This window comes from Streptomyces sp. NPDC006309 (assembly GCF_040613095.1).
Lineage (GTDB): Bacteria > Actinomycetota > Actinomycetes > Streptomycetales > Streptomycetaceae > Streptomyces.
Map to the genome: position 1 here is coordinate 283,483 of NZ_JBEXRO010000003.1, position 26,480 is coordinate 309,962.

The following is a 26,480-nucleotide window of genomic DNA, read 5'->3' on the forward strand; positions in this document are numbered from 1 at the left end:
CTCCGATCCCAGCATCCGGGACAGCCCCTAAAGGGGTTCACGCACCTGTCGAAGTCCATTACCCTGGACGGGACAGTACATCGAGATGCACCTCCGTGAACGTACCCGCGCCCCGAGCCGAGCCACAGGACCGCCCGTGACCGCCAGATCCAGCACCGCCACACCGACCCCGGTCGCCCCCGCCCCGGGACAGGGCCGCCTCGGCACCTTCGGCCCCGTCGGGCTGGTCCTGGCCGGCGGCATCTCGGTGCAGTTCGGCGGGGCGCTGGCGGTGACCCTGATGCCCAGGGCGGGCGCACTGGGTGTGGTGACCCTGCGCCTGCTCGCGGCGGCGATCGTCCTCCTGGTGGTCTGCCGGCCCCGGCTGCGCGGACACTCGCGCACCGACTGGGGGACGGTGATCGTCTTCGGCGTCACGATGGGCGCGATGAACGGGCTGTTCTACTCGGCGGTCGCCCGCATCCCGCTGGGCCCGGCGGTCACCCTGGAGGTCCTCGGCCCGCTCACCCTGTCCGTCCTGGCCTCCCGCCGCGCCGTCAACGCCCTCTGGGCGGGCCTGGCCCTCGGGGGCGTCTTCCTGCTCGGCGGCGGAGGCTTCGGCGAACTGGACCCCACGGGTGTGGCCCTCGCCCTGGGCGCCGGCGCCATGTGGGCGGCCTACATCGTCTTCAGCGCCCGTACGGGGCGCCGCTTCCCGCAGGCGGACGGCCTAGCATTGGCCATGGCGGTCGCGGCCCTGCTGTTCCTCCCCATCGGCATCGCCGAGGCGGGCACCCGCCTGCTTGCCCCCACCACGATCGCGCTCGGCTCGGCGGTGGCGCTGCTGTCCTCCGTCCTGCCCTACACCCTCGAACTCCTGGCCCTGCGCCGACTGCCCGCCTCCACCTTCGCCATCCTGATGAGCCTGGAACCGGCCATCGCGGCCACGGCCGGCTTCCTGATCCTCGGCCAGGCCCTGTCCGCCACGGAGGCCGCCGCGATCGCCCTGGTCATCGCGGCAAGCATCGGCGCGGTACGCACCCAGGTGGCCCGAGGCAAACTCCCGCCCCTCCCCGTCGAGGGGCAGTGACGCCCACCTGGACGGCCCCACCAGGCGCCCGAACCGGCCGCGCCACCCCCGGGTGATCGACCCCGGGCAGGCCACCCCCCGGTGACCGACCCCGGGCAAGCCACCAGCAGGTGATCGACACCGGACAGGCACCCCCGGGCGACCGACCCCGGGCAGGCCACCCCCCAGGCGACCGACCGACCCCGGGCAAGCCACCAGCAGATGACCGACGCCGGGCAGGCACCCCCGGGCGACCGATCCCGGGCAGGCCACCCCCCAGGCGACCGACCGACCCCGGGCAAGCCACCAGCAGGTGATCGACCCCGGGCAGGCACCCCCGGGCGACCGACCCCGGGCAAGCACCCCCGGTGACCGACCCCGGGCAGGCACCCCCAAGTGATCCACCCCGGGCAAGCACCCCCAGGTGACCGACCCCGGGCAGGCCACCCCCCAGGTGGTGGAGCCCGGCCGGGCCCCCCGGGTGACCGGCGGGCCGGACGGTCGTATCCCGGTCAGGGCATCGGCTCGCTCTCCCCCGTTCTCCTCTCCAGCGCCTCCGCCAGGACCTCCGCCAGGTGTCTGCCGCGGACTCCGGTGAGCTGGTCCAGCTGGGTTCGGCAGGAGAAGCCGTCCGTGAGGATCACCGTGCCCTCGGGCGCGGCCCGTACGGCCGGCAGGAGTTGTTCCTCCGCGCAGGCCCGGGACACCTCGAAGTGGCCCTTCTCGAAGCCGAAGTTGCCCGCGAGGCCGCAGCAGCCTCCGCTGAGGTCGCCGGTGAGGCCCGCGGCGGCGCGCAGCCTGCGGTCGGCCGTGTCGCCGAGCACCGCGTGCTGGTGGCAGTGGGTCTGGCCGGCCACCGGGCGGTCGACGGCGGGCGGGGTCCACTGCGGGGCGTGCCGCTCCAGCACCTCGGCGAAGGTGAGGACCGCGGCGGCCAGCCGGGCGGCACGCGGGTCGTCGTGCAAGAGTTCCGGGAGGTCACCGCGCAGGGCCGCGGCGCAGCTCGGTTCCAGGACGACGACCGGCAGCCCGGCCCGCAGCACCGGTTCCATCAGGTCCAGCGTGCGGCGCAGCACCGCGCGGGCGCGGTCGAGCTGGCCGGTGGAGATGTAGGTCAGACCGCAGCAGACCCGGGCCCGTCGGGCCGTGAGCAGCGCGGTCGCCGCCCTGGTCCGGCCGTCGCCGATCACTCCCCGGCTTGGTGACAGCGTCGGCGGGAGGGCCACCCGCAGGCCGGCGTCCTCCAGGACGCGGACGGCGGCCCGGCCGACGGAGGGGGTCAGGTGCTCGGTGAAGGTGTCCGGCCACAGGACGACCGGGTCCCCGGTGCCCCGGGCCGGTTTCCTGCGGCGCCACCACGCGGTGAACGTCCGTGCCGCCAGACGAGGGATCTCCCGTTCCGCCGCGATCCCGCCCAGCCGTTTGCCGAGGGCCGCCAGCGGCCGTATCGAGGCGAGCGCGTTGACGAGGGGGGCCGTGCGGGTGCGGGCGGTCCAGCGCAGCCACTCGGGGAGCCGGCCCATGCTGTGGTGGGCGGCGGGACGGCGGCGGCCGGCGTAGTGGTGGTGGAGGAACTCCGCCTTGTAGGTGGCCATGTCGACGCCGACCGGGCAGTCCGAGCGGCAGCCCTTGCAGGACAGGCAGAGGTCGAGGGCGTCCCGCACCTCGGTGGACCGCCAGCCGTCGGTGATCAGTTCGCCCGCGAGCATCTCGTGCAGCAGGCGGGCCCGGCCGCGGGTGGAGTGCTCCTCCTCGCCGGTGGCCCGGAAGGAGGGGCACATGACGGCGGGGCCGGTCACGGAGGCCGTACGGCACTTGGCGACGCCGACGCAGCGGCTGACGGCCGCGCGGAAGTCGCCGCCGTCGGCCGGGTAGCCGAAGGTCACGTCGACCGGCCGGCGCGGCAGGACGGAGAAGCGGAGGTTGCTGTCCAGCGGGGCGGGGCGGACCAGCATGCCGGGGTTGAGCAGGTCGTCCGGGTCCCAGAGGGACTTGGCGCGTTCGAAGAGCCGGACCGTCTCCGCGCCGTACATCCGCGGCAGCAGCTCCGCGCGGGCCTGTCCGTCCCCGTGCTCCCCGGACAGCGAACCGCCGTGCTGGGTCACCAGGTCGGCCAGTTCCTCGGAGAAGCGGCGGAAGCGTCCGACACCGGCCCCGGTGAGCAGGTCGAAGTCGATGCGGACGTGAATGCAGCCGTCGCCGAAGTGGCCGTACGGCGTGCCGCGCAGCCCGTGGGCGGTCAGCAGGGCGCGGAAGTCGCGCAGGTAGGCGCCGAGCCGGGCGGGCGGCACCGCGCAGTCCTCCCAGCCGGGCCACGCCTCCGTGCCGTCCGGCATCCGGGTGGCCGTGCCGGCGGCGTCCTCACGGATGCGCCACAGGGTGCGCTGGGCCGCCGGGTCGGTGACGACCAGGGCGTGCACGACATCGGCGGCGCGCACGATCTCCCGGGCACGCGCGTGTGCCTGCGCCGCCGTCCCCCCGCCGCTCTCCACGAACAGCCAGGCGCCGCCCGGGGGCAGCCCGGCCCCGGGGGGAACGAGGTCGGCGGCCATGCCCTCCACGGTCAGCGGCCCGTACGGCAGCAGGCCCGCGGCGGCTTCGGCGGCGGCGCTCTCGTCGGCGTACGACAGGACCGCCAGGGCACGCGCGCGCGGGACCTCGACCAGGCCGACCACCGCCTCGGTGAGGATGCCGAGGGTGCCCTCGGAGCCGCAGAAGGAGCGGGCGACGTCCGCTCCCCGCTCGGGCAGCAGCGCGTCCAGGGCGTAGCCGGAGATGCGGCGGGGCAGGTCCGGGAAGCCCGTGCGCAGCCGGGACAGCTCGCCCGCCACCAGCTCCCGGAGACCGTCGGGGGCGCCCGCCCAGTTGCGGCCGGGCCGCAGCCGCTGCCCGCGCGCGGTGAGGACGGACAGCTCCCGTACGTTGTCCGCGGTCGTGCCCCAGGCGACCGAGTGGGACCCGCAGGAGTTGTTGGCGATCATCCCGCCGAGCGTGCAGCGGCTGTGCGTGGACGGGTCGGGGCCGAAGCGCAGTCCGTGCGGGGCGGCGGCCGCCTGGAGCCGGTCGAGCACGAGCCCCGGCTGCACGACGGCCGTACGGCCGCCCGGGTCCAGCTCCAGCAGCCCGTTCATGTGCCGGGTGAAGTCCAGCACCACGCCCGTGCCGGTCGCCTGCCCGGCGATCGACGTGCCCCCGCCGCGTGCCACCACCGGCACCCCGTGCGCCCGGCACACCTCCAGCACGGCGGCGACGTCGTCGGCGTCCCGGGGGGCCACCACCCCGAGGGGCACGCGCCGGTAGTTGGACGCGTCCATGGTCACCAGTGCCCGGGAGCCCGCGTCGAAGCCGACCTCGCCCCGGACGGCCCGGCGCAGCTCACCCGCAAGATCTGTCATGCGTCCAGGATGCATCCGATCACGCACAGTCACCGCCTCTTTTCCACAACCCCACCCGTATCGTCGTACAACCTCACAAGTCCGTGTCGCGTGCGACTCGTCTCATCCGACGGACACGCCGCTCCCCCGGTGCGGGCCACGGGCTAACCTCGTTCCGTGGCCGACATCCAGATTCCCGCTGACATCAAGCCCGCCGACGGACGCTTCGGCGCGGGCCCCTCCAAGGTGCGCACGGAGGCGCTGGACGCCCTCGCCGCCACCGGTACGTCCCTGCTGGGCACCTCGCACCGGCAGGCGCCGGTGAAGAACCTGGTCGGCAAGGTCCGCGAGGGCATCTCCGAGCTGTTCTCCCTCCCCGAGGGCTACGAGGTCGTCCTCGGCAACGGCGGCTCCACCGCCTTCTGGGACATCGCCACCCACGGTCTGATCGAGAACAAGTCGCAGCACCTGACCTTCGGCGAGTTCTCCTCCAAGTTCGCCAAGGCGGCCAAGCTCGCCCCCTGGCTGGCCGAGCCCACCGTCGTGGCCGCCGACCCCGGCACCCACCCCGAGGCACGGGCCGAAGCCGGCGTGGACGTCTACGGCCTCACCCACAACGAGACCTCCACCGGTGTCGCCATGCCGATCCGGCGCGTGGCCGGCGCCGACGAGGGCGCCCTCGTCCTGGTCGACGCCACCTCCGGCGCGGGCGGCCTGCCCGTCGACATCGCCGAGACGGACGTCTACTACTTCGCCCCGCAGAAGTCCTTCGCCTCCGACGGCGGCCTGTGGATCGGCGTCTTCTCCCCGGCCGCGATCGAGCGCGCCGAGCGCGTCCACGCCTCCGGCCGTCACATCCCGGAGTTCTTCAGCCTCCCGACGGCGATCGACAACTCCCGCAAGAACCAGACGTACAACACCCCGGCCCTCGCCACGCTGTTCCTGCTCAACGAGCAGCTGGAGTGGCTCAACGGCCAGGGCGGCCTCGCCTGGTCCACGGCCCGCACGAAGGACTCCTCGACCCGCTTGTACAGCTGGGCGGAGGAGTCCAAGTACGCGAGCCCGTTCGTCACGGACCCGGCCGAACGCTCGCAGGTCATCGGCACGATCGACTTCTCCGACGAGATCGACGCCGCCGCCGTCGCCAAGGTGCTGCGCGCCAACGGCATCGTGGACACCGAGCCGTACCGCAAGCTGGGCCGCAACCAGCTGCGCGTCGCGATGTTCCCGGCGATCGACCCGGCGGACGTCGAGGCGCTGACGAAGTGCGTCGACTACGTGATCGAGAAGCTGTAGCCGTCACCCTTACGACGACGAGGGCGCCCGGTGTCGGCCGGGCGCCCCTCGCGTGTCATCCGCGCCGGATCCCATGAGTGTCGAGCAACAGGCCTCGCCGAGCCGGGGACTTCGCTCACCGCCTCGTAAGGCCGACTGTCAGCAGCTAGGACGTGTCCGGGCGATCATGTGACTGGTTCATGTCCGGGTCGTTGATGTAGACATGGGGCGGGGTGATCTGACTGATGGCGAGTGGGAACGGCTGCGGCCGTTCCTGCCGGTCAGTAATCGACGTTGCGGCCGGTGGCGGGACCACCGCCAGGTGATCGACGGGATTCTGCACCGGGTCCGGACCGGTGTTCACTGGCGAGACCTGCCGGAACGGTTCGGGCCGTGGAAGACCGTCTACGGACGGCACCGGCTGTGGTCGGCCGACGGGACGTGGGAGCGTCTGCTCCAGCGGGTCCAGGCCGCGGCCGACGGGGCGGGTGAGATCGACTGGGACATCTCGGTCGACTCCACCATCGTCCGCGCGCATCAGCACGCGGCTGGCGCTCGTATCGACCCCCCGCCGGCCCCGGCGTCAAAGGGGGACGAAGTCCCAGAACACCAGAGCGAAACCGCGTGGCAGAGCTTTGTCGCCCGCCTGGTGGAGGTGGTGCGGGAGGTGAGGGCCTGGGCCGCTCGCGGGGCGGGTTCACCACCAAGCTCCACCTGAGCGCGGACGGCCGCTGCCGCCCGCTGTCCCTGGTCGTCACACCGGGCCAGCGGGCGGACTGCACCCAGTTCAAACCAGTGCTGGAGAAGATTCGAGTCCCGAAGGCTGGGCCGGGCAGGCCCCGCAAGAAGCCCGACAGCGTTGCGGCCGACAAGGCCTACAGCAACGGCCCCTGCCGCGAGTACCTGCGGCCCCGGGGCATCCGACACACGATCCCGGAGAAGACCGACAGCCAGGCCGCCCGCCTCCGCAAAGGGTCACGCGGCGGGCGGCCGCCGGGCTTCGACGAAGAGCGGTACAAGAAGCGCAACACGGTCGAGCGGGCCATCAACCGGCTTAAGCAGCACCGGGCCGTGGCCACCCGCTACGACAAGCGCCGTTACGTCTACCTCGGCACCGCCACAGCGGCAGCCCTCACGATCTGGCTCCGAACCTGATCGACGGGCAAGCTAGTCGGCGACGACCCCCGTGTTCTGGCAGGCGGTCAGCAGCCAGCGGCCGTCGGCTTGCTTCGAGATCACGTACAGCGGGGCGCCCTCGCTCCCCTCGCCCGGGGCCAGGTATCGCTGACGGACCTTGACCGCCGCGACGTCGGGGCGGATGAAGAGCACGTGGACCACCTCGTAGGTGACCTTGCCGTCCCAGCTCGCCGCGGGGAGGACCTTGCGGGTGAACTCCGAGATCGCGTCGAGGCCGATGAGGACCTTGCCGTGGGCTGTCGTCCATATCGCGTCCGGGTGGAAGAGGCCGAGGAACTCCTCGGGGTCCTTGTTCTGCTGGGAGTGTTCGACGGTGGCGACGAGCTGGCTGATCGCTTCGATGTCTGCCGCGTGGGATGTGGATTCCGTGGTCATGTGGATCATCGTCACACCTCAAGCGTGATTGAGGTCAAGCGATCCATCGCATGGCGATGTTGAGGATGACCCGACATCCCGCGCGGTTCCGGCACAAGCTGCCCGGGCAATCTGAGCCCAGGACAACGAGCCGGGCACGAGACATTTACATGATCGGCCGGACATGTCCTAGAAGCGGACGCTTCCCCGGCGCTCACCGGAGTCGGACGTGTCACGCGTCCTCGGTGAGGACCAGGAGCGTCTGAAGCAGTGCCAGACGTTGCGCCTCGTCGAGTTGCGCGAAGAGCTCCTGAAGCACGCCGACCATCACGTGCCGGCCCGCCTCCAGCGTGGTGCGCCCCGTTTCGGTGAGGGTGTGCTCCAGGCGGCGCCCGCGACCTGCGGACCGAGCGATGAGCCCACGAGCGACGAGCCGGCTCGCCAGCGTGCCGAACGCCTGGTCACTCTGGAACGTCGCGACGGCGAGCTCATGCCCGGAGGCGCCAGGCATCCGGTCAATGGCCCGTAGGGCGTCCCACTGCACAAGGCTGACCCCGATGTCACGCAGGGCAGTATCAGCGGCGCGGTGATTTCTGTACTGCGCGCGCTTGATCGCCTGCCCGAGGGTTTCCAGGTCGGTTGTCATGCTGCTACTTTATCAACGCACTTATATAAACATGTTGAGTCAGGAGTAGCATGAACACCGTCCTCCCCGACGACCTTCCTGTCATACAAGCCGGCGACTCTGCGTCGCGTACGGCGCTCGTGCTGCACGGCGGCGGCGGCCCGCAGACCGTCGCGCCCATCGTGGGACATCTCGCAGCCTCCATGCACGCGTTCGCCCCGACCCATCCCGGCTGGAACGGCACGACGCGCCCCGACTCCATCACCTCCGTCGCGGACCTCGCGGCCGGCTACCTCGCACGGCTGCTCGCCCACGGGGAGCATGATGTCGTGCTGGTCGGCTCCTCGATCGGCGGTTGGATCGCCCTGGAGATGGCGGTGCAGGCAGCGCACGACGAGCGGTACGCAGGACTGATCGGGGCCGTGGTGGACATCGACGGCGTCGGCGTGGTCGTCGCCGGTGAGCCGGTCGCGGACTTCTTCGCCCTCGACGCCCGTGGGCTCGCGGAGGCCGCCTGGCACGACCCCGAGCGCGGGTACGTGGACCCGGCCCGGTTCACCGATGAGCAGCGCGCGATCCAGCAGGCGAACCGTCACACCATGGCGGTCATCGCCGGTACGAGCATGAGCGACCCGACGCTGCTCGGACGGCTCGGCGCGGTGAACGTCCCGACGCTCGTGGTGTGGGGCGAAAGCGACCGGGTCGTCACACCCGCGTACGGGCGAGCCGTCGCCGACGCGGTCCCCGGTGCGCGGTTCACCGAGATCCAGATGGCCGGACACCTCCCGCACCTCGAGGCACCGGACGCTACCTGGGCGGCGATCGACCCGTTTCTGCGTCAGTCGTAGCCCGCTCCCGCCGGGCGGCGATCTCGTCAAGGGGCACGGGGCGATGAGCCCGGCATCTCGGCACCCGGCGCCTGTCGAGTTTCGTTCTCGGCCGCGATCAGTGGGCTGGTGGGAGGCTTCGATCCAGATGGTTGCCGGCGGCTGCCGGTCGGTGTTGAACACGTCCACGGATCCGCCGTGATCGAGATGCCGAACTCCGTCCGCCCCGCTCCCCTCTCCCGTCCGCAGGGACCGGCTGTACCGGTCGCCACCGTAGACGCCGACAGGCCGGGGGGACGGATGCTTACCGCACGGCCGTCACGGCTTCTGCCGGAACTGCCCGAGGAACGCCTGCCAGCTCTCCCGGGAGACGGTGAGGAGAGGGCCGTCCTGGCGCTTGCTGTCGCGGACGGCGCGGCCGCGGTGGGTTGTGTCGGCGACCTCGACGCAGGCGTTCTCCTGCCCGGAGTACGACGACTTCCAGAAGGGGCTGACGACCTCGGTCACGATTAGTCTTCCTTCAAGCTCCGCAGTATGCCCCGGATGAGCTTCGCACTGTCGTCCGGTGCCAACGCCGCCGATCGTAGTAGGTCGTACGCATTGGCGTAAGCGGCAAGGTCCTCCGCCCCTTCGAGGACCGACGCGCCGCGCAGGTTGTCCATGGCGACCGCTTCGACCGTCGGCTCCTCGTCGAAGCTGAAGGAGTAGAAGGCGGAGGAGTAACCGGCCAGAACGCCCGCGCTGAACGGCAGCACCTGCACGGTGACGTTCTTCCGCCGGCCGATCTCGAGGATCGCGGACAACTGTTCCCGATGGATCTCCACACTCACCAGCGGGTGCGTGACGACCGCCTCCCAGAGGATGGCCGTGTACGACGCTCCACCTTCCTCGATCTTCGCCTGGCGCCCCATGCGCACCTTCACCAGCTGGGCAACCCGATCGGGGTCGATGTAGTGGGGACCGCCGGCGATGACCGCGTCCGCATAGCGCGGAGTTTGCAGAAGCCCTGGCACCATGACCGGCTGCCACTCCCGGATGTACGTCGCGTCGTCCTCCAGCGCGATGTGATCGACGTAGTCCGGCCGCAGGTGCTCTGCGTGTTCGAGCCACCAGCCTCGCTTCTTGGAGTGCTTGGCCAACTCTTCGAGTTTGTCGCGCACTGCTGACTCGTTGACGCCGTACGCGTCCAGCAGCAACCGCACCTCGATGACTCGCGGTGTGGCGTGACCGCTCTCGATGCGGCTGATCCTGGCCTGACTTGTGGCGATCACCTCGGCGGCCTGCGGCTGGTCCAGTTTGGCGGCCTGCCGGTACTGCCTGAGCGCCGTACCAAGTCGCCTGCTGCGTACGGTCGGTCGTCCACCTGCGGGCATGGCAACTCCCCTCTTCTGCCGGAACGATGACACACCGCTCAGACATTGGGAGGAGACATCACGCGATCGAGTGAAACCGCTGCATGTATTTCTCGGTTTCTATTGCGGCGGCTCTGCATGTATTCCTAGCTTCAGGCTCATGCCCGCAACCGAGACTTTCCGCATTCCCACGCACCGGTGCCACGTGCCGACGGCCCGGCACCACGTCCACAAAGCCCTCGCCGACTGGGGAATCACCGGCGAACTCGCCGACCGGGCCACCCTGTCGGCGAACGAACTCGTCACGAACGCCGTGAGCCACTGCCGGGTGTCCTCCGCCCGGGTCCGGGTCACGCTCATCCTCTGCGACCGGGAGCTGGCCTTGGAGGTCTCCGACCCGGACCGGGACAGACTTCCCCTGCCCCGCCACCCCGGCCCGGACGAGGAGGGCGGACGCGGACTGGCGATGGTGGCCGCGCTGGCCGACGCGTGGGGGCATCGGCAGGGGCCGTACACCAAGACCGTGTGGGCCCGGTTCACGCTCACCCCTGCGGAGGCGACCCGTGTTCCGGACCGTCCGTAACGCTTTCGCCCGCCTCTCCCCCGGTGCCGCGCCGAGCGACGGGGACCTCGCGGGGGAGGTGCGCACCCCCGACCCCTACGTCTGGCGGCTGCCGAACCCGCATGACTCCCGCTGGCGCCGCTGGGCCAGACGCTCCCGCGCGGCCGGCCACCGGCTCGCTTTCCTCCATGACGAGGAGTGCTGGCAGGCTCCGACCCCGGCACGGGCGCCCTTGTGGGAGACCACCGACGACGTCGTACGGCCGTACGTCCTCAGACCTTGATGCTCCGGCGGACCCGGGCGATCACCTGCTGAGCGTCGGCACCGAAGACGGCCGACTCGGCGAGGGTGTCCCAGACTCGGCGGTAGAGAGCGATCGTTTCTGCGTCGTCCAGCCAGAGTTCGGCGTGCCAGTCCTCGACAACGACCAGTCGCTCATCGAGCATGGAAAAGGGGTTGCCCGGCGGCAGGCGAAGTTCTGCGTCCAAGGGAAGGATGCCGAGGCGCACCGTGTCCATGCCCACCACGCCCAGCAGGCGGTCCAGTTGGGCTATCAGCACCTCCGCCGGACAGACCTGGGCCCGTAGTGCTCCTTCCCACATGAGCAGGTTCAGCTGTCTGCCAGGCCGGTACAGCCACTCCTGCCGCTTCATGCGAGCCCGCACTGCGTCGTCCGTGTCTCGCGGGGAGCAACGGAGATCCGTGTAGCGCTCGAAGACGTACCGGGCGTACTCAGCGGTCTGGAGCATGCCGCTGACCAAATTGTTCTCCCACATGTGAAGAACCCGGGACTCGGCGACGAGCGCGTTCCAGGTCTCCTGCACGGGACGGTGCCCGACCGACAACTGGCGGCGCCAGGAGCGGATATGACTTTCGAAGCCCCTGAGCCGAGCACGGAGTTCCGCGAACGCGGCCGGTTGCCCCACGGCATCGGTCCATGCTCGTAGGTCGTCATCCGTGGGGGTCTGCCTGCCGTTCTCCAGCTTGCTGACCTTTGACTGGGGCCAGCCCAAGCGCTGGGCGAGCTGGATACCGGTGAGCCGGCCGTCCAGACTTTCGACACGCAGTTGCCTGAGCTTGCGACCCAGTTCCTCGCGTGCCCTCTGATAGTCCGTGCTCACCGGTATCCGCTCTTGCCCCTATGCGTCGTCGCGCATCTCACCCATGAACTGTTCCCACGCTACGGCGTGGTGCCAAGCAGCATCCCGCACCATGCAGCAACGCACCACCTCGGCGGGTTCCGTGATCAGGTCCACGTGCGTGAGCTGATCGTCGTCGTCGAAGCGCAGCAGTGCGATGAGGCGGCTGTCGAACAGCCAGAAGTCCTCAGCAGGCAGACGGAGTCGGTCCGCGTCGGCGCGCCACATATTGCGGATGTCCTCGCCGAGGCCAACGTTCCATCTGGCGCTGTCGAGGAGGTATCGCTGGCCAGTGGTGGCGGGCTGGTCCACGATGCGTACGCGCTCGATCCGCCTGCCCTGGGCCGTGTGCGCGCGAATCGTCTCGGCCCACCAGCTATAGACCGAGCCGGAGTCCGCGTCCTCGCCAATCGTTCCGTTCTTGATGAACCGAGCCCACCGGTCGCCCGATTCGTCACTCGCGTACCGGCGGCGCGTCTCCAGCCGCCACGCCGTGTGCTCGAACTTCTCGAACAGGGTGTGGAACTCGTCCAGGTCGATCGTCCGCACCTGCCGTGTCCGCTCCTTCGGCGTCCAGTCCACCAGAAGATCGCGCGGCACCACCACGGCGACCTCCCCCTCCGAGAGGTGCTGGAGCTGTGCGACGTCGTCCGGGTCGGTGAGCGGAGGACCGTGCACGATCACCTCTCCACTGTCCAAGTCCTCGTGCACAGACGGGCATCCCGTGACACCGCTCCCCGTCCCGTTGAACCGCAACCTTCGTGCCACGCGCAACCACCCCTGTGTGTCGACGATGTTCGTGCGCCAGCATGTCGGTTCCTCAGAGTGAATGTCCATGCATTCTGAGTGACCGGATGAGAATAACGGAGAATATTCGATTCGTTGCTCCCCTCCGCCTCCCTACGGTCGTCTCCGAAGCCACACCCACTCGGGGAGACACGGTGACACCCATGGCGAACGCACAGCGGAAACCTCCGGCGCAGCTGCCCGTCGGCTTCGACGCCTGGCTGCTGGACTGCGTGCCCGCCGTCGACTGTGACGTCTGCGCAGCGAACTGGCGGCAGCTCGTCGTCCGCAAGCAAGCCGGTGACATCACACGGGCCGCGCGTCACGCCACCGAGATCCGGGACCACCCGTCGGGCGTCCACGACCGCCCCTCTCCCCCCATGGACTCCCGCCCGCCCAGGGCGGCGGCGGCCGGACTCGGCCGCGACAGCGGAGCAGGAAGGTGCACCGATGGTGAACGGAAGTGACCTGTACGCGCTCGACCTCAACAGCGCCTCGTTCGTGAAGGCGTGCGGAGGAAGCACTCACCCGGACGGCGAGGCGTGCGTGACCCTGGCCCGTATCGGTGAGGACGCCTGGGCCGTCGGTGACAGCAAGCGGCCCGACGCGCAGCCGCTGCGCTTCACCTCGGCCGAGCTGGAAGCCGCCGGCCTCGACCCGGCACGGTTCGGCCTGCCGGTCTGAGCCACCAGCCGGTCCCTGGCACGGCGTGAGCGTGCCAGGGACCTGCTGCCCCTCCTACACACCGAGTGGGTCCCATGCACCACCACGCCTACCTCTGGACCGGCCCCAAAGCCCGCTTCGACCAGGAGTCCCTGCGCCGCCCTCCCCACCCCGAGCCGCCCCCGCCCGGCAGCAGCCCCGAGTTGATCCAGCGGTACCGCACGGCCGCCGTCGAGTTCCCGGCCTCCGACCTGCCCCCGCTGGAGACGGCGTACTGGCTGGCCAAACCGGGCTCGCTGGTCCGCGGGACATGGCAGGACGCGAAGGCGGCGGCAGCCTGGCTGAGTGACCGTCTCACCGAGTACGCGCCCCGGTTCGCCTCCGAGTCGCAGCGCAGCGGCACGCGTCTGAGCACCCTCGTCACCTCGGCGGCCGAGCGGCTGGAAGCGGGGGGCGACGTCTCGCTCGGTTTCTACCTCGAACGTCCCGCGTACCTCTCGTTGGCGCTGGTGAGCTGCGCCCCGAACCATCAGCTCCCGACCCTGCCGTGCCCGCTGGGCGTCTGACGGGAAAGGGCGCCCGGTGGACACCGGGCGCCCTGTGTGCACCGGCGGGTCAGAAGCGGGGACTTCCGGGGGTGTGGCGGGGTGCCGGGACGATGTGCGGTTTGGCACCGAGGCCCTGGCTCCCGGACGCCACGCAGGTGACGTCCCGTGCCGGAAGCCTCCCGGTGCTCAGGTAGGCGTTGACGGTGCGGTCGGCGCAGGAGCGCGGGTCCGCGGAGTAGACGCCGTGCCCTTCGCCGCCCTTGACGTACACCATGCGCGATCCCCTCAGGGCGCGGTGCATGCCCAGGCCGCTGGCCAGGGGCGTCTGGGGGTCCCACTGGTTCTGCACGGTGAGCAGGCCGACGTGGTTGCGGACGGCGGTGACGGGCTCGGTCGGCTTGTCCCAGAACGCGCAGGGCGTGATGTTGGAGCCGAAGTCGCCGTAGAGCGGATACCTGGCCTTGTCCCGGATCGCGTCACGCCGGTACTGCTCCGGATCGCGCGGCCAGGCCGCGGTGTCGCCGCAGACCACGGCCCAGAAGACAGCGCTGCCGTTGTCGGCCGGAGGCTGCGCGGCGGAGGCGGCGGAGGCGGCGGAGGCCGCGGAGGCCGCGGAGGCCGCGGAGGCCGCGGAAGTCATCGAACCCGCGTGGGCCGCGGACCAGCGCGGCTCCTGCTGCCCGCCGGGAAGAAGGGCATGGCGGGAGGGCGCATGGCCGTCGGCGGCCTTCTTGAGCTCGACGACCGCCTCAGCCGCGTACTTGGGGCTGAAGAACGCACCGCGCAGGCCCGCGCGGATGTCGTCACCGGTGACCTTCGCGCCGCCGTCGTCGATGGGGGTGCGGTCGGCCCGGGCGACCAGCTCCCAGAACGTCTTCCGCACCTGGGCCGGGGTGGTGCCGAGCTTGTAGGTGCGGTGGTGCTGCGCGGTCCACCTCGTCCAGCGGGTGAACGCCGGCTCGCTGCCCTCCGCCCAGACCTGGATCATGCCGCGCCAGACACGTGCCGGGTCGACCGCGCTGTCCAGCACGAAGCGGTCGGTGCGCCCGGGGAACAGCTGCGCGTAGACGGCGCCCAGGTACGTGCCGTAGGAGTAACCCAGGTAGGAGATCTTCTTCTCGCCGAGGACGGCGCGGACGACGTCCATGTCGCGGGCGGTGTTGCGGGTGGTGATGTACCGAAGCCTGTCGCCGTTGCGGGCACGGCACTTGTCGGCGACGGTCCGGGCCCACTTGACGTCATGGCTGAACGTCTCGCGCTTGTAGGGGTGTTCGGAGTTCTGCTCCGTCTCCGTGAGACGGCAGGTGACCGGGCTGCTGCGCCCCACGCCCCGCGGATCGAACCCGATGAGGTCGTACTGCTCGCGGACCTTCTTGGGCAGCGCGTCCTTCATCATGAGGGGCATCTCCAGGCCCTCGCCACCGGGACCGCCGGGGTTGAAGAGGAGCGCGCCGTGCCGCTTGCCCGGGACGCCGGTCTTCAGGCGGGAGACGGCCAGCTCGATCGTCCTGCCGGTCGGGCGGCTGTAGTCGAGCGGGACCCTGATCGTCGCGCACTGGAACGCAGCGGGCTCGGACGCGTCGCATCTGTGCCACGCGGGCTTCTGGTTCTCGTACTTCCCCAGCGGTTCCGCCGCGGAGGCCTGCGCCGGCGCGAGAGCGGGAATCAGCGTTGCCGTGACGCCCACGGCAAGCATGGGCGCCAAGCGTCCTTTCCGCACGATGGCCGTTCCTTTCCGTCAACTTCCGGGACGCGGACAGCATTTCGCGTCGAGGAAGTTGACGGATCCCTCTGTGGAACAGTCCTGCTACGCCTCACGGAGGAGGCGGAAATGGACGTGCGGAGGAGAACCCGGACGGGCTGTTCTCCCTCCGCCCACCGCGTTCAGCCGCGCCGCAGCCGCCGCAGGCCGAACAGGGCCGCCAGTCCCGCCACGACGATCACGGCGCCGACCTTGAGGCTCGCGCCGCCGCCCTTGCCTTCCGAGGCGCCGGAACCGCGTTCCGCCGAAGGCGACTTGGCGCCGGGGCGGGCCGGGGCGTCCTCCGCCCGGACCGCGCTGTCGGCGCCCTCGCTGCCGTACATCAGCCTGGTGCCGTCGGCGGAGTACGACACCGACTCGCCCTGCCCCTGCAACGGCACGTCGAGGGTGCCCTCGCGCTTGATCCGGCCGCCGTCGAAGCCGTAGTACACGCCGCCGAAGTACCCGCGGACGGCGAGTTGCCGGCCGTCCGGGGAGAACGCGGCGTCGGTGGCCCACAGGTCGACGGCGGCGACGGGCCGGAAGACGTTGGCGCCGGAAGTGGAGAGGGTGGCCGGGCCCTCGTACAGGTGCCCGCCGTCCTGCTTCTTGTCGATGATGTAGACGCGCCCGGTCCTCGGGTGGACGAGCAGCGACTCGGCGTCGCGGGGCCCGTTCGCGTACTTCACGACGTACTGCGTGGCCGTGACCGCCTGGTCCGTCAGCCGCTTGGGCTCGGGGAACTTGTAGATCCACACGTACGGCCACCGGCCGCCGAAGTTGTCGCCGATGTCACCGACGTAGATCTCGTTGTGCGGCCCGATGGAGACGGCCTCGACGTCGCGCGGGGAACCGATACCGCGCAGGGTGATCCGGGCGACGGTCCTGCCGGTGGCGCTGTCGACGGCGTAGAGGTACGGCCCGTCGTCGCTGTCGTTGTGCGTCCAGTAGACACCGGGGTGCAGACGGGAGGCGGCGAGCCCGCTGGACTCGGTGATCCGCGGATCCTTGAGGGTGAACCCCCGGTCGCCGGTGCCGTCGGCGGCGGAGGCGGGCAGCGCGCAGGCGCCGGCGAGCAGCACCCCGGCGAGGACGGCGAACGATCGACGCATGCGCCAAGCCTGCCATCACCGCCGGGTGTTCGGGGGACGTGGTCCGCCTCACACGCACCCCGGATCCCGCGGGCTCCAGCGATCGTCCATCATGACCGGATGCTTAGGTTCATGCCCGTGGGCGACTCCATGACGATCGGGAGCGCGGGCGAGCACACGTGGCGTTACCGGCTGTGGCGGCACCTGTGCGCGTCGCACGGCGGCCCGTTCACCTTCGTCGGCCCGCGCGAGACGCTGTACGACAAACAGGACGACGCCCCGACGTCCCTCGCCTACGCCGAGCCCGACTTCCCCCGCGCGCACCTGGCGGGCTGGGGCGAGGGCTGGCTGCACATGGTCCCGCTGATCGGCGACGCCGTGCGGGCCCACCGCCCCGACGTCCTCCTCGTCTCCCTCGGCCTGATCGACCTCGGCTTCTACACCAACGCCGAGCAGACGGCGGACAACGTACGGGCCTTCGTCACCGCGGCCCGCGAGGCGGACCCGCGCATCCGCATGGTGCTGCTGCCGGTGATCCCGAACATCCGGGCCGCGGACGACCCGTCCTTCGCCGAGCAGGTGACCCGGTTCAACGAACTGCTCGCCAAGGCCGTGGCCGACCTGGACGAACCCCGCTCACCCCTGCTGTCGGCCTCGCCGCCGGAGGCGTACGACATCCACACCGACACGTACGACGGCACCCATCCCAACGCGCACGGGGAACACCGGATCGCGGGGGCGTTCGCGGGGGCGATGTGGCAGGCGTGGGGCGTCGGACAGCCGTACGCCACCGAAGCGGCCTGACCGGGTACCGGCGTCGGACTCGCGGCCCGTGGCCTTGCCTTGAGCGCACTCCAGGTCGTTGGCTGGTGAACCATGAAGTACACACAGCTCGGACGCACGGGACTCAAGGTCAGCCGGCTCGTCCTCGGGACGATGAACTTCGGCCCGCAGACGGACGAAGCCGACAGCCACGCGATCATGGACGCGGCGCTGGACGCGGGCATCAACTTCTTCGACACCGCGAACGTCTACGGATGGGGCGAGAACAAGGGCCGGACCGAGTCCATCATCGGCAACTGGTTCGCCAAGGGCGGTGACCGGCGCGACAAGGTCGTCATCGCCACCAAGGTGTACGGCAACATGGGGCAGGACGGCGCGTCCGTGTGGCCCAACCAGGACAAGCTCTCCGCGCTGAACATCCGGCGCGCGGTGGACGCCAGCCTGAAGCGGCTCCAGACGGACCACATCGATCTGTACCAGTTCCACCACATCGACCGGAACACCCCGTTCGAGGAGATCTGGCAGGCCGTCGACGTCCTCGTCCAGCAGGGCAAGATCCTGTACGCGGGTTCCTCCAACTTCCCCGGCTACAAGATCGCCCAGGCCAACGAGATCGCCGCCCGCCGCGGCGGCACCATCGGCCTGGTCAGCGAGCAGTGCCTGTACAACCTGTACGAGCGCCGGGCCGAGATGGAGGTCATCCCGGCCGCGCAGGAGTACGGACTCGGCGTCATCCCGTGGTCGCCGCTGCACGGCGGCCTGCTGGGCGGGGTCCTCAAGAAGGAGGTCCAGGGCGGTCGCCGCGGCTCCGGCCGGGCCTCGGACACCCTCGCTGACCCGGCCGCCCGCGCGCGGATCCAGGCCTACGAGGACCTGCTGGACAAGCACGGCCTGGAGCCCGGCGAGGTGGCCCTGGCCTGGCTGCTGACCCGGCCCGGCGTCACCGGCCCGATCGTCGGCCCGCGCACGGCCGCGCAGCTGGAGTCGGCGCTCCGAGCGGTGGAGCTGGAGCTGAGCGAGGACGTGCTGTCCGGCCTGGACGAGATCTTCCCGGGGCCGGGCCCGTCCCCGGAGGCCTTCGCCTGGTAACCGTCACCGGCGCTCCGCCCGGAGCACGGGGATCGGCGGCGGCCGCGGGCCCTGAGACGGCCGGCAGCCGCCGCCTCCCGGCAGTCACCGCAGTGCCGCCACCTCCCGGCCACCGCGGTGCCGGGCCCGGCAGTCACCGCGGCACCGCCGCCTCCCGGCAAGCACCGCAGTACCGCCGCCTCCCGGCCACCGCGGTGCCGGACGGTCGCAGGGGTCGCCGCTACCTGACGGCCGCCGCCAAGGCCACCACCACGAACATCAGCACCAGCACACCGGCCATGATCCGGTTCCGCGTCTTCGGGTCCACGCCGTCGAGCCTAGCTGCCCGCGCCGAGTGCCCAGCGGGCGACCGCCTCGTAGCGGGGCTGCTCGCCGGGTACGCCGGACCTCGGCAGGCTGCTGCGCACGAGGGCGAGGTCCGCGACCGTCCAGGGGCTGCCGGTGAACTCCGCGAGCGCGGTGACGAAGGGCCGTACGTCCACCGCCTCCCGGCCGCGGGCCAGCGTGAGATGGGCCTTGTAGGGCCGGTGCTCCCCCATCGGCACCCCGGCCTTCCGTGCCGCCGCCTCGGCCCGCCCGGCCAGCAGCCGCAGGGCCTCCACGTCTCCCCGGACACCCGCCCACAGCGCGCGGCCCTGCCCGAACCGGCCGCCGCCCGCGAGGCTCAGGGCGAAGGGGGCCGTACGGTGGGCGGCGCGGGCCAGGCGGTCCGACAGGGCGGGGACGAGGGCGTCGGTGACCTCGCCGTAGAAGGCGAGGGTGAGGTGCCAGCCGGGGCGGCCGGTCCAGCGCAGCCCGCCGGCACCCGGCAGTTCCCCCAACCGGGCCGCCACGACGGCGAGTTCCTCGATGACGTCCTCCGGGGGCAGTACGGCGGCGAAGAGTCTCATGTCTTCACGATCCCAAATCCCGGGGGCATGATGATCCGATGCCGATCACGATCCGCGAAGGCGGCCCCGACGACGTTCCCCTGATCCTGGGCATGCTGGACAGCTCCGTGGAGTGGCTGGTCTCACAGGGCCGTACCCGGCAGTGGGGCACCGAGCCGTGGTCGGACAATCCCCGGGCCGTCGCCATGGTCGAGCGGTACGCCGCCCGGGGCCGGCCGTACGTGGCCGAGGTGGACGGCGTCCCGGCCGCCACCCTCACCCTGACCGACGCGCCCGGCCCGTACCTGGAGCCCGCCGACGAACCCGAGCGGTACATCAACCTGCTCGCCTCCGACCGCCGCTTCAAGGGCCAGGGCGCCGGGGCCGCCCTCCTCGCGCACGCGGCCCGGGTGACCCGGGCGGAGGGGATCTCCCTGCTGCGGGTGGACTGCTACGCGGGCGACGACGGCAAGCTGGTCGCCTACTACGAACGCAACGGCTTCATCCGGACCGAGCCCTTCACCTACGGTGAGGACGCGTGGCCGGGGCAGGTGCTGGCCCGGCGGGTCCTGTAGGGCCCCGGGAGGCCCCGGCCCTCCCCCGGGGCCCTCCGGTCCGCTCAGGCCGCCGTAGTCAGCCGTTCCGGCTCGCGCGGGACGAAGCGGACCCGCGGGTGGCCGTGGTGCCAGCCCACCGACAGGCGCAAGCCGCCGATGCGGGAGAGGACCAGTCCGACGGCACCGGCCGCGACGGCCGACACCACGCCGCCGGCCGCGAAGCCGATCCGGGCGCCGTAGGTGTCGGTGAGCCAGCCGACGACCGGCGCGCCGAGCGGCGTACCGCCCATGAAGACCATCATGAACAGGGCCATCACCCGGCCGCGCATGGCCGGGTCGGTGGCCATCTGGACCGCCGTGTTCGCGGTGACGTTCACCGTCAGGCCGCAGACGCCGATGGGCACCATGAGCAGCGCGAACAGCCAGTACCCGGGGGCGACCGAGGCCACCGTCTCCAGCGTGCCGAAGGCCAGCGCGGCGCCGATCAGGACGCGCAGCCGGGCCGTGCCGCGCCGGGCGGCCAGCAGGGCGCCGACGAGGGAACCGACGGCCATCAGGGTGTTGAAGAGGCTGTAGGCGCCGGCGCCGGCGTGGAAGACGTCGTCCGCGTAGGCCGACAGCCACACCGGGAAGTTGAAGCCGAACGTGCCGATGAAGCCGACCAGGACGATCGGCCAGATCAGCTCGGGCCGCTTGGCTACGTAGTCCAGGCCCTCCCGCAGCTGGCCCTTGCCGCGCGGCGCGCGCTGGACCACGTGCAGCTCGCGGGCCCGCATCAGCAGCAGGCCGGCGAGGGGCGCGGCGAAGGACAGGCCGTTGGCGAGGAACGCCCAGCCGGTGCCCACGCCGGTGATCATCAGACCGGCGACGGCGGGGCCGACGAGCCGGGCGGACTGGAAGTTCGCGGAGTTCAGGCTGACCGCGTTCTGGAGCTGGTCGGGGCCCACCATCTCGGAGACGAAGGACTGGCGGGCCGGGTTGTCGAGCACGGTGGCGAGGCCGACGGCGAACGCGGCGACGTAGACGTGCCAGACCTGGACGTGGCCCGAGAGGGTCAGCGCGGCCAGTGCCAGACCGGTGACGGCCATGGCGGTCTGGGTGCCCAGCAGGGTCGGCCGCTTGGGCAGGCGGTCCACGAGGACGCCGCCGTAGAGGCCGAACAGCAGCATCGGCAGGAACTGGAGGGCGGTCGTGATGCCGACGGCCGCGGAGGAGCCGGTGAGCGAGAGGACCAGCCAGTCCTGGGCGATGCGCTGCATCCAGGTGCCCGTGTTGGAGACGACCTGGCCCATGAAGAAGAGGCGGTAGTTCCGGATCTTCAGCGAGCTGAACATCGACGTCGCGCGGGGGGCTGGGGCAGTAGTGGCGGTCGGTGCGGGGGCGGAAGGTGCTCCGGATCCCGTACTCAAAAGGGTTCGCCTCCTCCGGTGGCTTGCTTACAGGTGTGCGAGCTTCTCCAGTACGGGGGCGGCGGCGCGCAGGGCGGCCCACTCGTCCTCGCCGAGGCCCTCGACCAGGCCTGCCAGGAACAGGTTGCGCTTGCGGCGGCTCTCCTCGAGCATGGCCTCGGCCTGCTCGGTCTGGGTGACGACCTTCTGCCGCCGGTCCTCGGGGTGCGGCTCCAGCCGGACCAGCCCCTTGGCCTCCAGCAGCGCGACGATGCGGGTCATCGACGGCGGCTGGACGTGCTCCTTGCGGGCCAGTTCGCCCGGGGTGGCCGAGCCGCAGCGGGCGAGGGTGCCGAGCACCGACATCTCGGTGGGGCTCAGCGACTCGTCGACGCGTTGGTGCTTGAGCCGACGGGACAGCCGCATCACGGCGGAGCGCAGGGAGTTCACGGCGGCAGCGTCGTCGCCATGGGTAAGGTCCGGCATGTTCTTTAGCGTAACTCATTACTCTCGCTAAAGACCACTCGGGACGGCCGTGCCGTCCGTGACGCCCGCCACTGCGCGCATCCATCACCCGTACGGGTGAGCCGGTCGCGGAAAGCGGCGCACCGGCGGGCCGCCTGTGGCGACCCTCGTACGCATGGGGACCAGTGTGCTCAGCCTGCGGATAGACGGGGAGCTGCTCGAGCGGCTCCGGCACCACGCGGCGAAAAGAGGAATGAGCGTCCAGGACTATGTCGTCCGGACGCTCATTCGCGGTGACTTCGACGAGCGGTTCCGGGCCGCCGTCGAGGAGACGGAGAGGTTCTACGGGGTCACCTGAGGCAGGCGGGGACTCAGGTGAGACCCAGCGCCGGCATCAGGTAGTAGAACGCGAAGACGGCCGAGACGGCGTACATCGCCACCGGGATCTCCCGGGCCCGCCCGGCGGCCAGGCGCAGCACCGTGAAGGTGATGAAGCCCATGCCGATGCCGTTCGTGATCGAGTACGTGAACGGCATCATCAGCATCGTCACGAAGGCGGGGATCGCGATCGTGTAGTCGGCCCAGTCGATCTCCTTGACGGAGTTCGACAGGATCAGGAAGCCGACCGCGATCAGCGCCGGGGTGGCCGCCTGGGACGGGACCATGGTGGCGATCGGGGTGAGGAACAGCGCCACCGCGAACAGGCCGCCCGTGACGACGTTCGCCAGGCCCGTGCGGGCGCCCTCGCCGACGCCGGCCGTGGACTCCACGAAGGCCGTGGTGGCCGAGGAGGAGCTGGCGCCGCCCGCGGCGACCGCGAGGCCGTCCACGAAGAGGACCTTGTTGATGCCGGGCATGTAGCCCTGGGCGTCGGTCAGCTTGGCCTCGTCGCTGATGCCCATGATCGTGCCCATCGCGTCGAAGAAGCACGACAGCAGGACCGTGAAGACGAAGAGGATGCCGGTCAGCACGCCGACCTTGGAGAACCCGCCGAACAGGCTGACCTGGCCGACCAGGCCGAAGTCGGGCGTGGAGACCGGGTTGCCCGGCCACTTCGGGACGGTCAGGCCCCAGGACGGGATGGTGGCGACCGCGTTGATGACGACCGCGAGGACGGTCATGCCGACGATCGAGATCAGGATGGCGCCCGGCACCTTGCGGACGATGAGCGCGAAGGTGAGCAGCGCGCCCAGGATGAAGATCAGCACGGGCCAGCCGGTGAGGTGACCGCCGGTGCCCAGCTGGAGCGGGACGGTGGTCTGGGCCGCGTCCGGCATCCGGGTGACGAACCCGGAGTCGACCAGGCCGATCAGCATGATGAACAGGCCGATGCCGATCGCGATCGCCTTGCGCAGGCCGAACGGCACGGCGTTCATCACCCGCTCGCGCAGACCGGTGGCGACCAGCAGCATGACCACGAATCCGGCCAGGACGACCATGCCCATGGCATCCGGCCAGGACATCCGGGGTGCCAGCTGGAGCGCGACGACGGAGTTCACGCCGAGGCCGGCGGCGAGCGCGATCGGGACGTTGCCGATGACGCCCATCAGCAGCGTGGTGAACGCGGCCGTCAGCGCGGTGGCGGTCACCAGCTGGCCGTTGTCCAGGTGGTGGCCGTACATGTCCTTGGCGCTGCCCAGGATGATCGGGTTCAGCACGATGATGTACGCCATCGCGAAGAAGGTGGCGAAACCACCGCGGACCTCACGGGCGACGGAGCTGCCGCGCTCGGAGATCTTGAAGTAGCGGTCGAGGGGACCGAAGCCGGACGCACCGCCCGGCTTCTCGGGGGTGGGGACCTTGGCAGGGGCCGAGGTGGACATGCGCAACCTCATCACCAGCGGGGTTCCCCCGAGCCCCGTTGGAGTTTCGTACGAGCGGAAGTGGTCAGAGACAAACGGTTTCAGTATGAAGGTATGAGAGAGAAGATCGCTATCTCCGCGCGTAGAATTGATCGCGTCCGCTGAGCACGTCCGTGCCGGCCGCCGCGTGCGCACCGCCTCGTAAGCTGTCCCCATGGCCAAGTGGACCCCTCAGCACGAAGCGCCGGAGCCCCTGGAGGGGCCCGTGGTCGCCACCATCACCGGCATCACGATCGTGTGGTTCGCGCTCTTCCTCGTCCAGCTGCCCTTCTACGGCTGGTTCGACGACCACGGGCACCTGTGGTGGCTGTGGACGTGCCTGGCGGGCGGCGGTCTGGGCCTGATCGGCGTCTGGTACGTGCGCGGGCGGGACGCGGCGCTCAAGCGGGCCGCCGGGTAGCCGCCCGGCCCGCCCGGTCCGCCCGGCCCGGTCCGGCGGGCGACGGGACACGACCGCACGTACCGTCGAGCACATGACCCCCATGGACGCGGGTGCGGAACTCGGCCCCGCGCACCCCGCGCCCGCACCCCCGCCCGTGCGCCGGCCGGGCGGCCTCACCGGGACCGAGGTCGCGGAACGCGTCGCCCGGGGGCAGGTCAACGACGTGCCGGTGCGCGGCAGCCGGTCGCTGCGGGAGATCGTCCGGGCGAACGTCCTCACCCGGTTCAACGCGATCATCGGCGTCCTGTGGCTGATCATGCTGTGTGTCGCGCCGTTCCAGGACAGCCTCTTCGGCTTCGTGATCATCGCCAACACCGGTATCGGCATCGTGCAGGAGTGGCGGGCGAAGCAGACCCTGGACTCGCTGGCGGTGATCGGGGAGGCCCGGCCGACGGTACGGCGGGACGGGGCCGCCACCGAGGTGGGCACCGGCGCGATCGTCCTGGACGACCTCGTCGAGATCGGCCCCGGTGACCGGGTCGTGGTCGACGGGGTGTGCGCGGAGGCGGACGGCCTGGAGATCGACGAGTCGCTGCTCACCGGCGAGGCCGACCCGGTCGTCAAGCGCCCCGGCGACCGGGTCATGTCCGGCAGCTTCGTGGTCGCCGGCGGCGGCGCCTTCACCGCGACGCGGGTCGGCCGCGAGGCCTACGCCGCCCAGCTCGCCGAGGAGGCGACCCGGTTCACGCTCGTCCACTCCGAGCTGCGCAGCGGCATCTCCACCATCCTCAGGTACGTCACCTGGATGATGGTCCCCGCGGCCCTCGGACTCGTCGTCACCCAGCTCGTCGTCAAGAGCGACGCCCCCGCCGACGCCGTCGCCCGCACGGTCGGCGGGATCGTGCCGATGGTCCCGGAGGGGCTGGTGCTGCTCACCTCGGTGGCCTTCGCGATCGGTGTCATCCGGCTGGGCCGCAGACAGTGCCTGGTGCAGGAACTGCCGGCCATCGAGGGGCTCGCCCGCGTCGACACCGTCTGCCTGGACAAGACCGGCACGCTCACCGAGGGCGGCATGAACGTCACCGGTCTGCGACCGCTGGACGGCGCGGACGAGACGTACGTACGCAAGGTCCTCGGCGCGCTCGGCGAGTCCGACCCGCGCCCCAACGCCTCCCTCCAGGCGATCATCGACGCCTGCCCCGACACCGAGGAGTGGCGGTGCGTGGAGTCGCTGCCGTTCTCCTCGGCCCGCAAGTACAGCGGGGCCGCGTTCAGCGAGGGCGACGGCGAGGTCAGCACCTGGCTGCTGGGCGCCCCCGACGTCCTGCTCGGCCCCGGCGCCCCGGCCCTGGCCGAGACCGCGCGGCTGAACGAGCAGGGGCTGCGGGTGCTGCTCCTGGCCCGGGCGAGCCGCGACCTGGACGACGCCGAGCCGGCCCGGGGCGCCCGCCCCACCGCGCTCGTCGTGCTGGAGCAGCGGCTGCGCGCCGACGCGGCCGAGACCTTGCGCTACTTCGCCGAGCAGGGCGTCCGCGCCAAGGTCGTCTCCGGGGACAACGCGGTGTCGGTCGGCGCGGTCGCCGCGAGACTGGGGCTGGACGGTACGGCGGTGGACGCGCGGCAGCTGCCCGACGACCGGCCGGCCCTGGCGGAGGCCCTCGATGCGGGCACCGTCTTCGGGCGGGTCGGCCCGCGCCGGAAACGGGACATGGTCGGCGCGCTCCGGTCACGCGGGCACACGGTCGCGATGACCGGGGACGGCGTGAACGACGTCCTGGCGCTGAAGGACGCGGACATCGGCGTCGCCATGGGCTCGGGTTCGGAGGCCACCCGGGCGGTGGCCCAGATCGTGCTGCTGGACAACAGTTTCGCCAGCCTGCCCCCGGTGGTCGCCGAGGGCCGCCGGGTGATCGGCAACATCACGCGCGTGGCGACGCTGTTCCTGGTCAAGACCGTCTACTCGGTGCTGCTGGCGGTGCTGGTGGTGTGTGCGCAGGTGGAGTACCCCTTCCTGCCCCGGCATCTGACCCTGCTCTCCACCCTCACCATCGGCGTGCCGGCCTTCTTCCTGGCCCTGGCACCCAACAAGGAGCGGGCACAGCCCCACTTCGTGCGCCGGGTGATGCGGTACGCGGTCCCCGGCGGCATGGTGGCCGGCGGGGCGACCTTCGTGACGTACCTGCTCGCCCGCCACCACTACACCGGCCCGGGCGCCCTGGCGGCGGAGACCAGCGCGGCCACCCTGACCCTGTTCCTGGTCTCCCTGTGGGTACTGGCGATCATCGCCCGGCCCTACACCTGGTGGCGGATGGCGCTGGTGGCGGCCATGGGCGGGGCGTTCCTGCTCGTCCTCGTGGTACCGGTCCTGCGGGACTTCTTCGCGCTCCACCTGGTCGGCGTGGAGATGCCGTGGACGGCGGCGGGGGTCGCGGCGGGGGCGGCGGTGCTGCTGGAGTTCGCGTGGCGGTGGGTGGGTCGGCGGTTCCCGGCCTGACACCCCGAC

The 26,480-nt window shown here is 71.2% G+C and carries 27 protein-coding genes and 1 pseudogene; 15 read left to right on the top strand and 13 right to left on the bottom strand.

Annotated elements, in window-relative coordinates; all coding sequences use genetic code 11:
- Positions 1 to 136 precede the first annotated feature (136 nt).
- The gene (locus ABZ117_RS06050; RefSeq protein WP_356817825.1) at positions 137 to 1,069 is read left to right on the top strand and encodes an EamA family transporter; all 933 of its coding nucleotides are present in this window, start codon (positions 137 to 139) and stop codon (positions 1,067 to 1,069) included.
- Positions 1,070 to 1,560: 491 nt separating this feature from the next.
- Here the strand turns inward: ABZ117_RS06050 and ABZ117_RS06055 are convergent, their stop codons facing one another.
- A complete protein-coding gene (locus ABZ117_RS06055; protein WP_356817826.1) occupies positions 1,561 to 4,443 on the bottom strand; it encodes an FAD-binding and (Fe-S)-binding domain-containing protein in 2,883 nt (960 codons plus the stop codon).
- Between the two features lie 156 nt (positions 4,444 to 4,599).
- Between ABZ117_RS06055 and serC the strand changes: the two genes are divergently transcribed.
- The gene (gene serC / locus ABZ117_RS06060; protein ID WP_356817828.1) at positions 4,600 to 5,718 is read left to right on the top strand and encodes a phosphoserine transaminase; all 1,119 of its coding nucleotides are present in this window, start codon (positions 4,600 to 4,602) and stop codon (positions 5,716 to 5,718) included.
- A gap of 202 nt (positions 5,719 to 5,920) precedes the next feature.
- A pseudogene (locus tag ABZ117_RS06065) lies at positions 5,921 to 6,852 on the top strand (IS5 family transposase).
- Positions 6,853 to 6,864: 12 nt separating this feature from the next.
- Here ABZ117_RS06065 and ABZ117_RS06070 read toward each other — a convergent pair.
- Together ABZ117_RS06070 and ABZ117_RS06075 are read right to left on the bottom strand one after the other, a co-directional pair.
- Positions 6,865 to 7,269: an SgcJ/EcaC family oxidoreductase gene (locus ABZ117_RS06070; RefSeq protein ID WP_356817830.1), complete on the bottom strand. Its 405-nt coding sequence runs from the start codon at positions 7,267 to 7,269 to the stop codon at positions 6,865 to 6,867.
- Positions 7,270 to 7,480: 211 nt separating this feature from the next.
- A complete protein-coding gene (locus tag ABZ117_RS06075; protein ID WP_356817832.1) occupies positions 7,481 to 7,894 on the bottom strand; it encodes a MarR family transcriptional regulator in 414 nt (137 codons plus the stop codon).
- Positions 7,895 to 7,944: 50 nt separating this feature from the next.
- On the opposite strand from ABZ117_RS06075, the gene ABZ117_RS06080 reads away from it, so the two are divergent.
- Entirely contained in the window at positions 7,945 to 8,721 is a 777-nt protein-coding gene (locus ABZ117_RS06080) for an alpha/beta fold hydrolase (protein ID WP_356817834.1), read from the top strand.
- Between the two features lie 297 nt (positions 8,722 to 9,018).
- Here ABZ117_RS06080 and ABZ117_RS06085 read toward each other — a convergent pair whose 3' ends face one another.
- Both ABZ117_RS06085 and ABZ117_RS06090 read right to left on the bottom strand, forming a co-directional pair.
- Complete coding sequence (locus tag ABZ117_RS06085) at positions 9,019 to 9,207, bottom strand: DUF397 domain-containing protein (RefSeq protein ID WP_356817836.1); 189 nt, start codon at positions 9,205 to 9,207, stop codon at positions 9,019 to 9,021.
- Between the two features lie 2 nt (positions 9,208 to 9,209).
- Positions 9,210 to 10,073 (bottom strand): helix-turn-helix transcriptional regulator, encoded by an 864-nt coding sequence (locus tag ABZ117_RS06090; protein ID WP_356817838.1) that lies wholly within the window; start codon positions 10,071 to 10,073, stop codon positions 9,210 to 9,212.
- Between the two features lie 139 nt (positions 10,074 to 10,212).
- Between ABZ117_RS06090 and ABZ117_RS06095 the strand changes: the two genes are divergently transcribed.
- Complete coding sequence (locus ABZ117_RS06095; protein ID WP_356817839.1) at positions 10,213 to 10,635, top strand: ATP-binding protein; 423 nt, start codon at positions 10,213 to 10,215, stop codon at positions 10,633 to 10,635.
- Positions 10,616 to 10,897 (top strand): hypothetical protein, encoded by a 282-nt coding sequence (locus ABZ117_RS06100; RefSeq protein ID WP_356817841.1) that lies wholly within the window; start codon positions 10,616 to 10,618, stop codon positions 10,895 to 10,897. Before ABZ117_RS06095 ends, ABZ117_RS06100 begins: the two co-directional genes overlap by 20 nt.
- Here ABZ117_RS06100 and ABZ117_RS06105 read toward each other — a convergent pair.
- Both ABZ117_RS06105 and ABZ117_RS06110 read right to left on the bottom strand, forming a co-directional pair.
- Positions 10,887 to 11,735 carry a helix-turn-helix transcriptional regulator gene (locus tag ABZ117_RS06105; protein WP_356817843.1) on the bottom strand — a complete coding sequence of 283 codons (849 nt, stop codon included), beginning with the start codon at positions 11,733 to 11,735 and terminating at the stop codon, positions 10,887 to 10,889. The genes ABZ117_RS06100 and ABZ117_RS06105 overlap by 11 nt on opposite strands.
- 18 nt (positions 11,736 to 11,753) lie before the next feature.
- Positions 11,754 to 12,521: a DUF6879 family protein gene (locus ABZ117_RS06110; RefSeq protein WP_356818159.1), complete on the bottom strand. Its 768-nt coding sequence runs from the start codon at positions 12,519 to 12,521 to the stop codon at positions 11,754 to 11,756.
- A 182-nt stretch (positions 12,522 to 12,703) separates the two neighbouring features.
- Between ABZ117_RS06110 and ABZ117_RS06115 the strand changes: the two genes are divergently transcribed.
- The 3 genes from ABZ117_RS06115 (at position 12,704) to ABZ117_RS06125 (ending at position 13,768) form a co-directional block, all read left to right on the top strand.
- Positions 12,704 to 13,006, top strand: a complete 303-nt coding sequence (locus ABZ117_RS06115) for a hypothetical protein (RefSeq protein ID WP_356817844.1) — start codon at positions 12,704 to 12,706, stop codon at positions 13,004 to 13,006.
- Positions 12,990 to 13,223, top strand: coding sequence for a DUF397 domain-containing protein (locus ABZ117_RS06120; protein ID WP_356817846.1), 234 nt, complete (start codon positions 12,990 to 12,992; stop codon positions 13,221 to 13,223). The genes ABZ117_RS06115 and ABZ117_RS06120 overlap by 17 nt, the downstream gene beginning before the upstream one ends.
- 74 nt (positions 13,224 to 13,297) lie before the next feature.
- On the top strand, positions 13,298 to 13,768 hold the full coding sequence (locus ABZ117_RS06125) for a hypothetical protein (RefSeq protein ID WP_356817848.1): 471 nt from the start codon (positions 13,298 to 13,300) through the stop codon (positions 13,766 to 13,768).
- Positions 13,769 to 13,817: 49 nt separating this feature from the next.
- On the opposite strand, the gene ABZ117_RS06130 is transcribed toward ABZ117_RS06125, so the two are convergent.
- A complete protein-coding gene (locus tag ABZ117_RS06130; RefSeq protein WP_356817850.1) occupies positions 13,818 to 15,446 on the bottom strand; it encodes an alpha/beta hydrolase in 1,629 nt (542 codons plus the stop codon).
- Between the two features lie 188 nt (positions 15,447 to 15,634).
- Positions 15,635 to 16,603: a WD40 repeat domain-containing protein gene (locus ABZ117_RS06135; protein ID WP_356817851.1), complete on the bottom strand. Its 969-nt coding sequence runs from the start codon at positions 16,601 to 16,603 to the stop codon at positions 15,635 to 15,637.
- Positions 16,604 to 16,702: 99 nt separating this feature from the next.
- Here ABZ117_RS06135 and ABZ117_RS06140 point away from each other — a divergent pair, with 99 nt between their 5' ends.
- Both ABZ117_RS06140 and ABZ117_RS06145 read left to right on the top strand, forming a co-directional pair.
- On the top strand, positions 16,703 to 17,386 hold the full coding sequence (locus ABZ117_RS06140; RefSeq protein ID WP_356817853.1) for a GDSL-type esterase/lipase family protein: 684 nt from the start codon (positions 16,703 to 16,705) through the stop codon (positions 17,384 to 17,386).
- 72 nt (positions 17,387 to 17,458) lie between these two features.
- Positions 17,459 to 18,454: an aldo/keto reductase gene (locus ABZ117_RS06145; protein ID WP_356817854.1), complete on the top strand. Its 996-nt coding sequence runs from the start codon at positions 17,459 to 17,461 to the stop codon at positions 18,452 to 18,454.
- 317 nt (positions 18,455 to 18,771) lie between these two features.
- On the opposite strand, the gene thpR is transcribed toward ABZ117_RS06145, so the two are convergent.
- Positions 18,772 to 19,344, bottom strand: a complete 573-nt coding sequence (gene thpR, locus ABZ117_RS06150) for an RNA 2',3'-cyclic phosphodiesterase (protein WP_356817856.1) — start codon at positions 19,342 to 19,344, stop codon at positions 18,772 to 18,774.
- Between the two features lie 38 nt (positions 19,345 to 19,382).
- Between thpR and ABZ117_RS06155 the strand changes: the two genes are divergently transcribed.
- Positions 19,383 to 19,898 (top strand): GNAT family N-acetyltransferase, encoded by a 516-nt coding sequence (locus ABZ117_RS06155; protein WP_356817858.1) that lies wholly within the window; start codon positions 19,383 to 19,385, stop codon positions 19,896 to 19,898.
- 44 nt (positions 19,899 to 19,942) lie between these two features.
- On the opposite strand, the gene ABZ117_RS06160 is transcribed toward ABZ117_RS06155, so the two are convergent.
- Entirely contained in the window at positions 19,943 to 21,214 is a 1,272-nt protein-coding gene (locus ABZ117_RS06160; protein ID WP_356817860.1) for an MFS transporter, read from the bottom strand.
- 102 nt (positions 21,215 to 21,316) lie between these two features.
- Positions 21,317 to 21,754, bottom strand: coding sequence for a MarR family transcriptional regulator (locus ABZ117_RS06165; RefSeq protein WP_356817862.1), 438 nt, complete (start codon positions 21,752 to 21,754; stop codon positions 21,317 to 21,319).
- A 154-nt stretch (positions 21,755 to 21,908) separates the two neighbouring features.
- Between ABZ117_RS06165 and ABZ117_RS06170 the strand changes: the two genes are divergently transcribed.
- Positions 21,909 to 22,091, top strand: coding sequence for a ribbon-helix-helix protein, CopG family (locus ABZ117_RS06170; RefSeq protein WP_356817864.1), 183 nt, complete (start codon positions 21,909 to 21,911; stop codon positions 22,089 to 22,091).
- A 13-nt stretch (positions 22,092 to 22,104) separates the two neighbouring features.
- Here the strand turns inward: ABZ117_RS06170 and ABZ117_RS06175 are convergent, their stop codons facing one another.
- A complete protein-coding gene (locus ABZ117_RS06175; RefSeq protein WP_356817866.1) occupies positions 22,105 to 23,556 on the bottom strand; it encodes an NCS2 family permease in 1,452 nt (483 codons plus the stop codon).
- A gap of 193 nt (positions 23,557 to 23,749) precedes the next feature.
- Here ABZ117_RS06175 and ABZ117_RS06180 point away from each other — a divergent pair, with 193 nt between their 5' ends.
- Positions 23,750 to 23,995, top strand: a complete 246-nt coding sequence (locus ABZ117_RS06180) for a DUF2530 domain-containing protein (RefSeq protein ID WP_356817868.1) — start codon at positions 23,750 to 23,752, stop codon at positions 23,993 to 23,995.
- Between the two features lie 73 nt (positions 23,996 to 24,068).
- Entirely contained in the window at positions 24,069 to 26,471 is a 2,403-nt protein-coding gene (locus ABZ117_RS06185; RefSeq protein ID WP_356817870.1) for an HAD-IC family P-type ATPase, read from the top strand.
- Positions 26,472 to 26,480 lie beyond the last annotated feature (9 nt).

Excerpts from the sequence above, each read along its gene's own strand:
- ABZ117_RS06125 (WP_356817848.1), top strand. The coding sequence starts at position 13,298 with ATGCACCACCACGCCTACCTCTGGACCGGCCCCAAAGCCCGCTTCGAC.
- ABZ117_RS06120 (WP_356817846.1), top strand. The coding sequence starts at position 12,990 with ATGGTGAACGGAAGTGACCTGTACGCGCTCGACCTCAACAGCGCCTCG.
- ABZ117_RS06090 (WP_356817838.1), bottom strand. The coding sequence starts at position 10,073 with ATGCCCGCAGGTGGACGACCGACCGTACGCAGCAGGCGACTTGGTACG.
- ABZ117_RS06165 (WP_356817862.1), bottom strand. The coding sequence starts at position 21,754 with ATGCCGGACCTTACCCATGGCGACGACGCTGCCGCCGTGAACTCCCTG.
- ABZ117_RS06135 (WP_356817851.1), bottom strand. The coding sequence starts at position 16,603 with ATGCGTCGATCGTTCGCCGTCCTCGCCGGGGTGCTGCTCGCCGGCGCC.
- thpR (WP_356817856.1), bottom strand. The coding sequence starts at position 19,344 with ATGAGACTCTTCGCCGCCGTACTGCCCCCGGAGGACGTCATCGAGGAA.
- ABZ117_RS06175 (WP_356817866.1), bottom strand. The coding sequence starts at position 23,556 with ATGTCCACCTCGGCCCCTGCCAAGGTCCCCACCCCCGAGAAGCCGGGC.
- ABZ117_RS06070 (WP_356817830.1), bottom strand. The coding sequence starts at position 7,269 with ATGACCACGGAATCCACATCCCACGCGGCAGACATCGAAGCGATCAGC.
- ABZ117_RS06140 (WP_356817853.1), top strand. The coding sequence starts at position 16,703 with ATGCTTAGGTTCATGCCCGTGGGCGACTCCATGACGATCGGGAGCGCG.
- ABZ117_RS06055 (WP_356817826.1), bottom strand. The coding sequence starts at position 4,443 with ATGACAGATCTTGCGGGTGAGCTGCGCCGGGCCGTCCGGGGCGAGGTC.
- ABZ117_RS06145 (WP_356817854.1), top strand. The coding sequence starts at position 17,459 with ATGAAGTACACACAGCTCGGACGCACGGGACTCAAGGTCAGCCGGCTC.
- ABZ117_RS06155 (WP_356817858.1), top strand. The coding sequence starts at position 19,383 with ATGCCGATCACGATCCGCGAAGGCGGCCCCGACGACGTTCCCCTGATC.
- ABZ117_RS06160 (WP_356817860.1), bottom strand. The coding sequence starts at position 21,214 with ATGTTCAGCTCGCTGAAGATCCGGAACTACCGCCTCTTCTTCATGGGC.
- ABZ117_RS06180 (WP_356817868.1), top strand. The coding sequence starts at position 23,750 with ATGGCCAAGTGGACCCCTCAGCACGAAGCGCCGGAGCCCCTGGAGGGG.
- ABZ117_RS06130 (WP_356817850.1), bottom strand. The coding sequence starts at position 15,446 with ATGCTTGCCGTGGGCGTCACGGCAACGCTGATTCCCGCTCTCGCGCCG.
- ABZ117_RS06115 (WP_356817844.1), top strand. The coding sequence starts at position 12,704 with ATGGCGAACGCACAGCGGAAACCTCCGGCGCAGCTGCCCGTCGGCTTC.
- ABZ117_RS06095 (WP_356817839.1), top strand. The coding sequence starts at position 10,213 with ATGCCCGCAACCGAGACTTTCCGCATTCCCACGCACCGGTGCCACGTG.
- ABZ117_RS06075 (WP_356817832.1), bottom strand. The coding sequence starts at position 7,894 with ATGACAACCGACCTGGAAACCCTCGGGCAGGCGATCAAGCGCGCGCAG.
- ABZ117_RS06185 (WP_356817870.1), top strand. The coding sequence starts at position 24,069 with ATGACCCCCATGGACGCGGGTGCGGAACTCGGCCCCGCGCACCCCGCG.
- ABZ117_RS06080 (WP_356817834.1), top strand. The coding sequence starts at position 7,945 with ATGAACACCGTCCTCCCCGACGACCTTCCTGTCATACAAGCCGGCGAC.
- ABZ117_RS06170 (WP_356817864.1), top strand. The coding sequence starts at position 21,909 with ATGGGGACCAGTGTGCTCAGCCTGCGGATAGACGGGGAGCTGCTCGAG.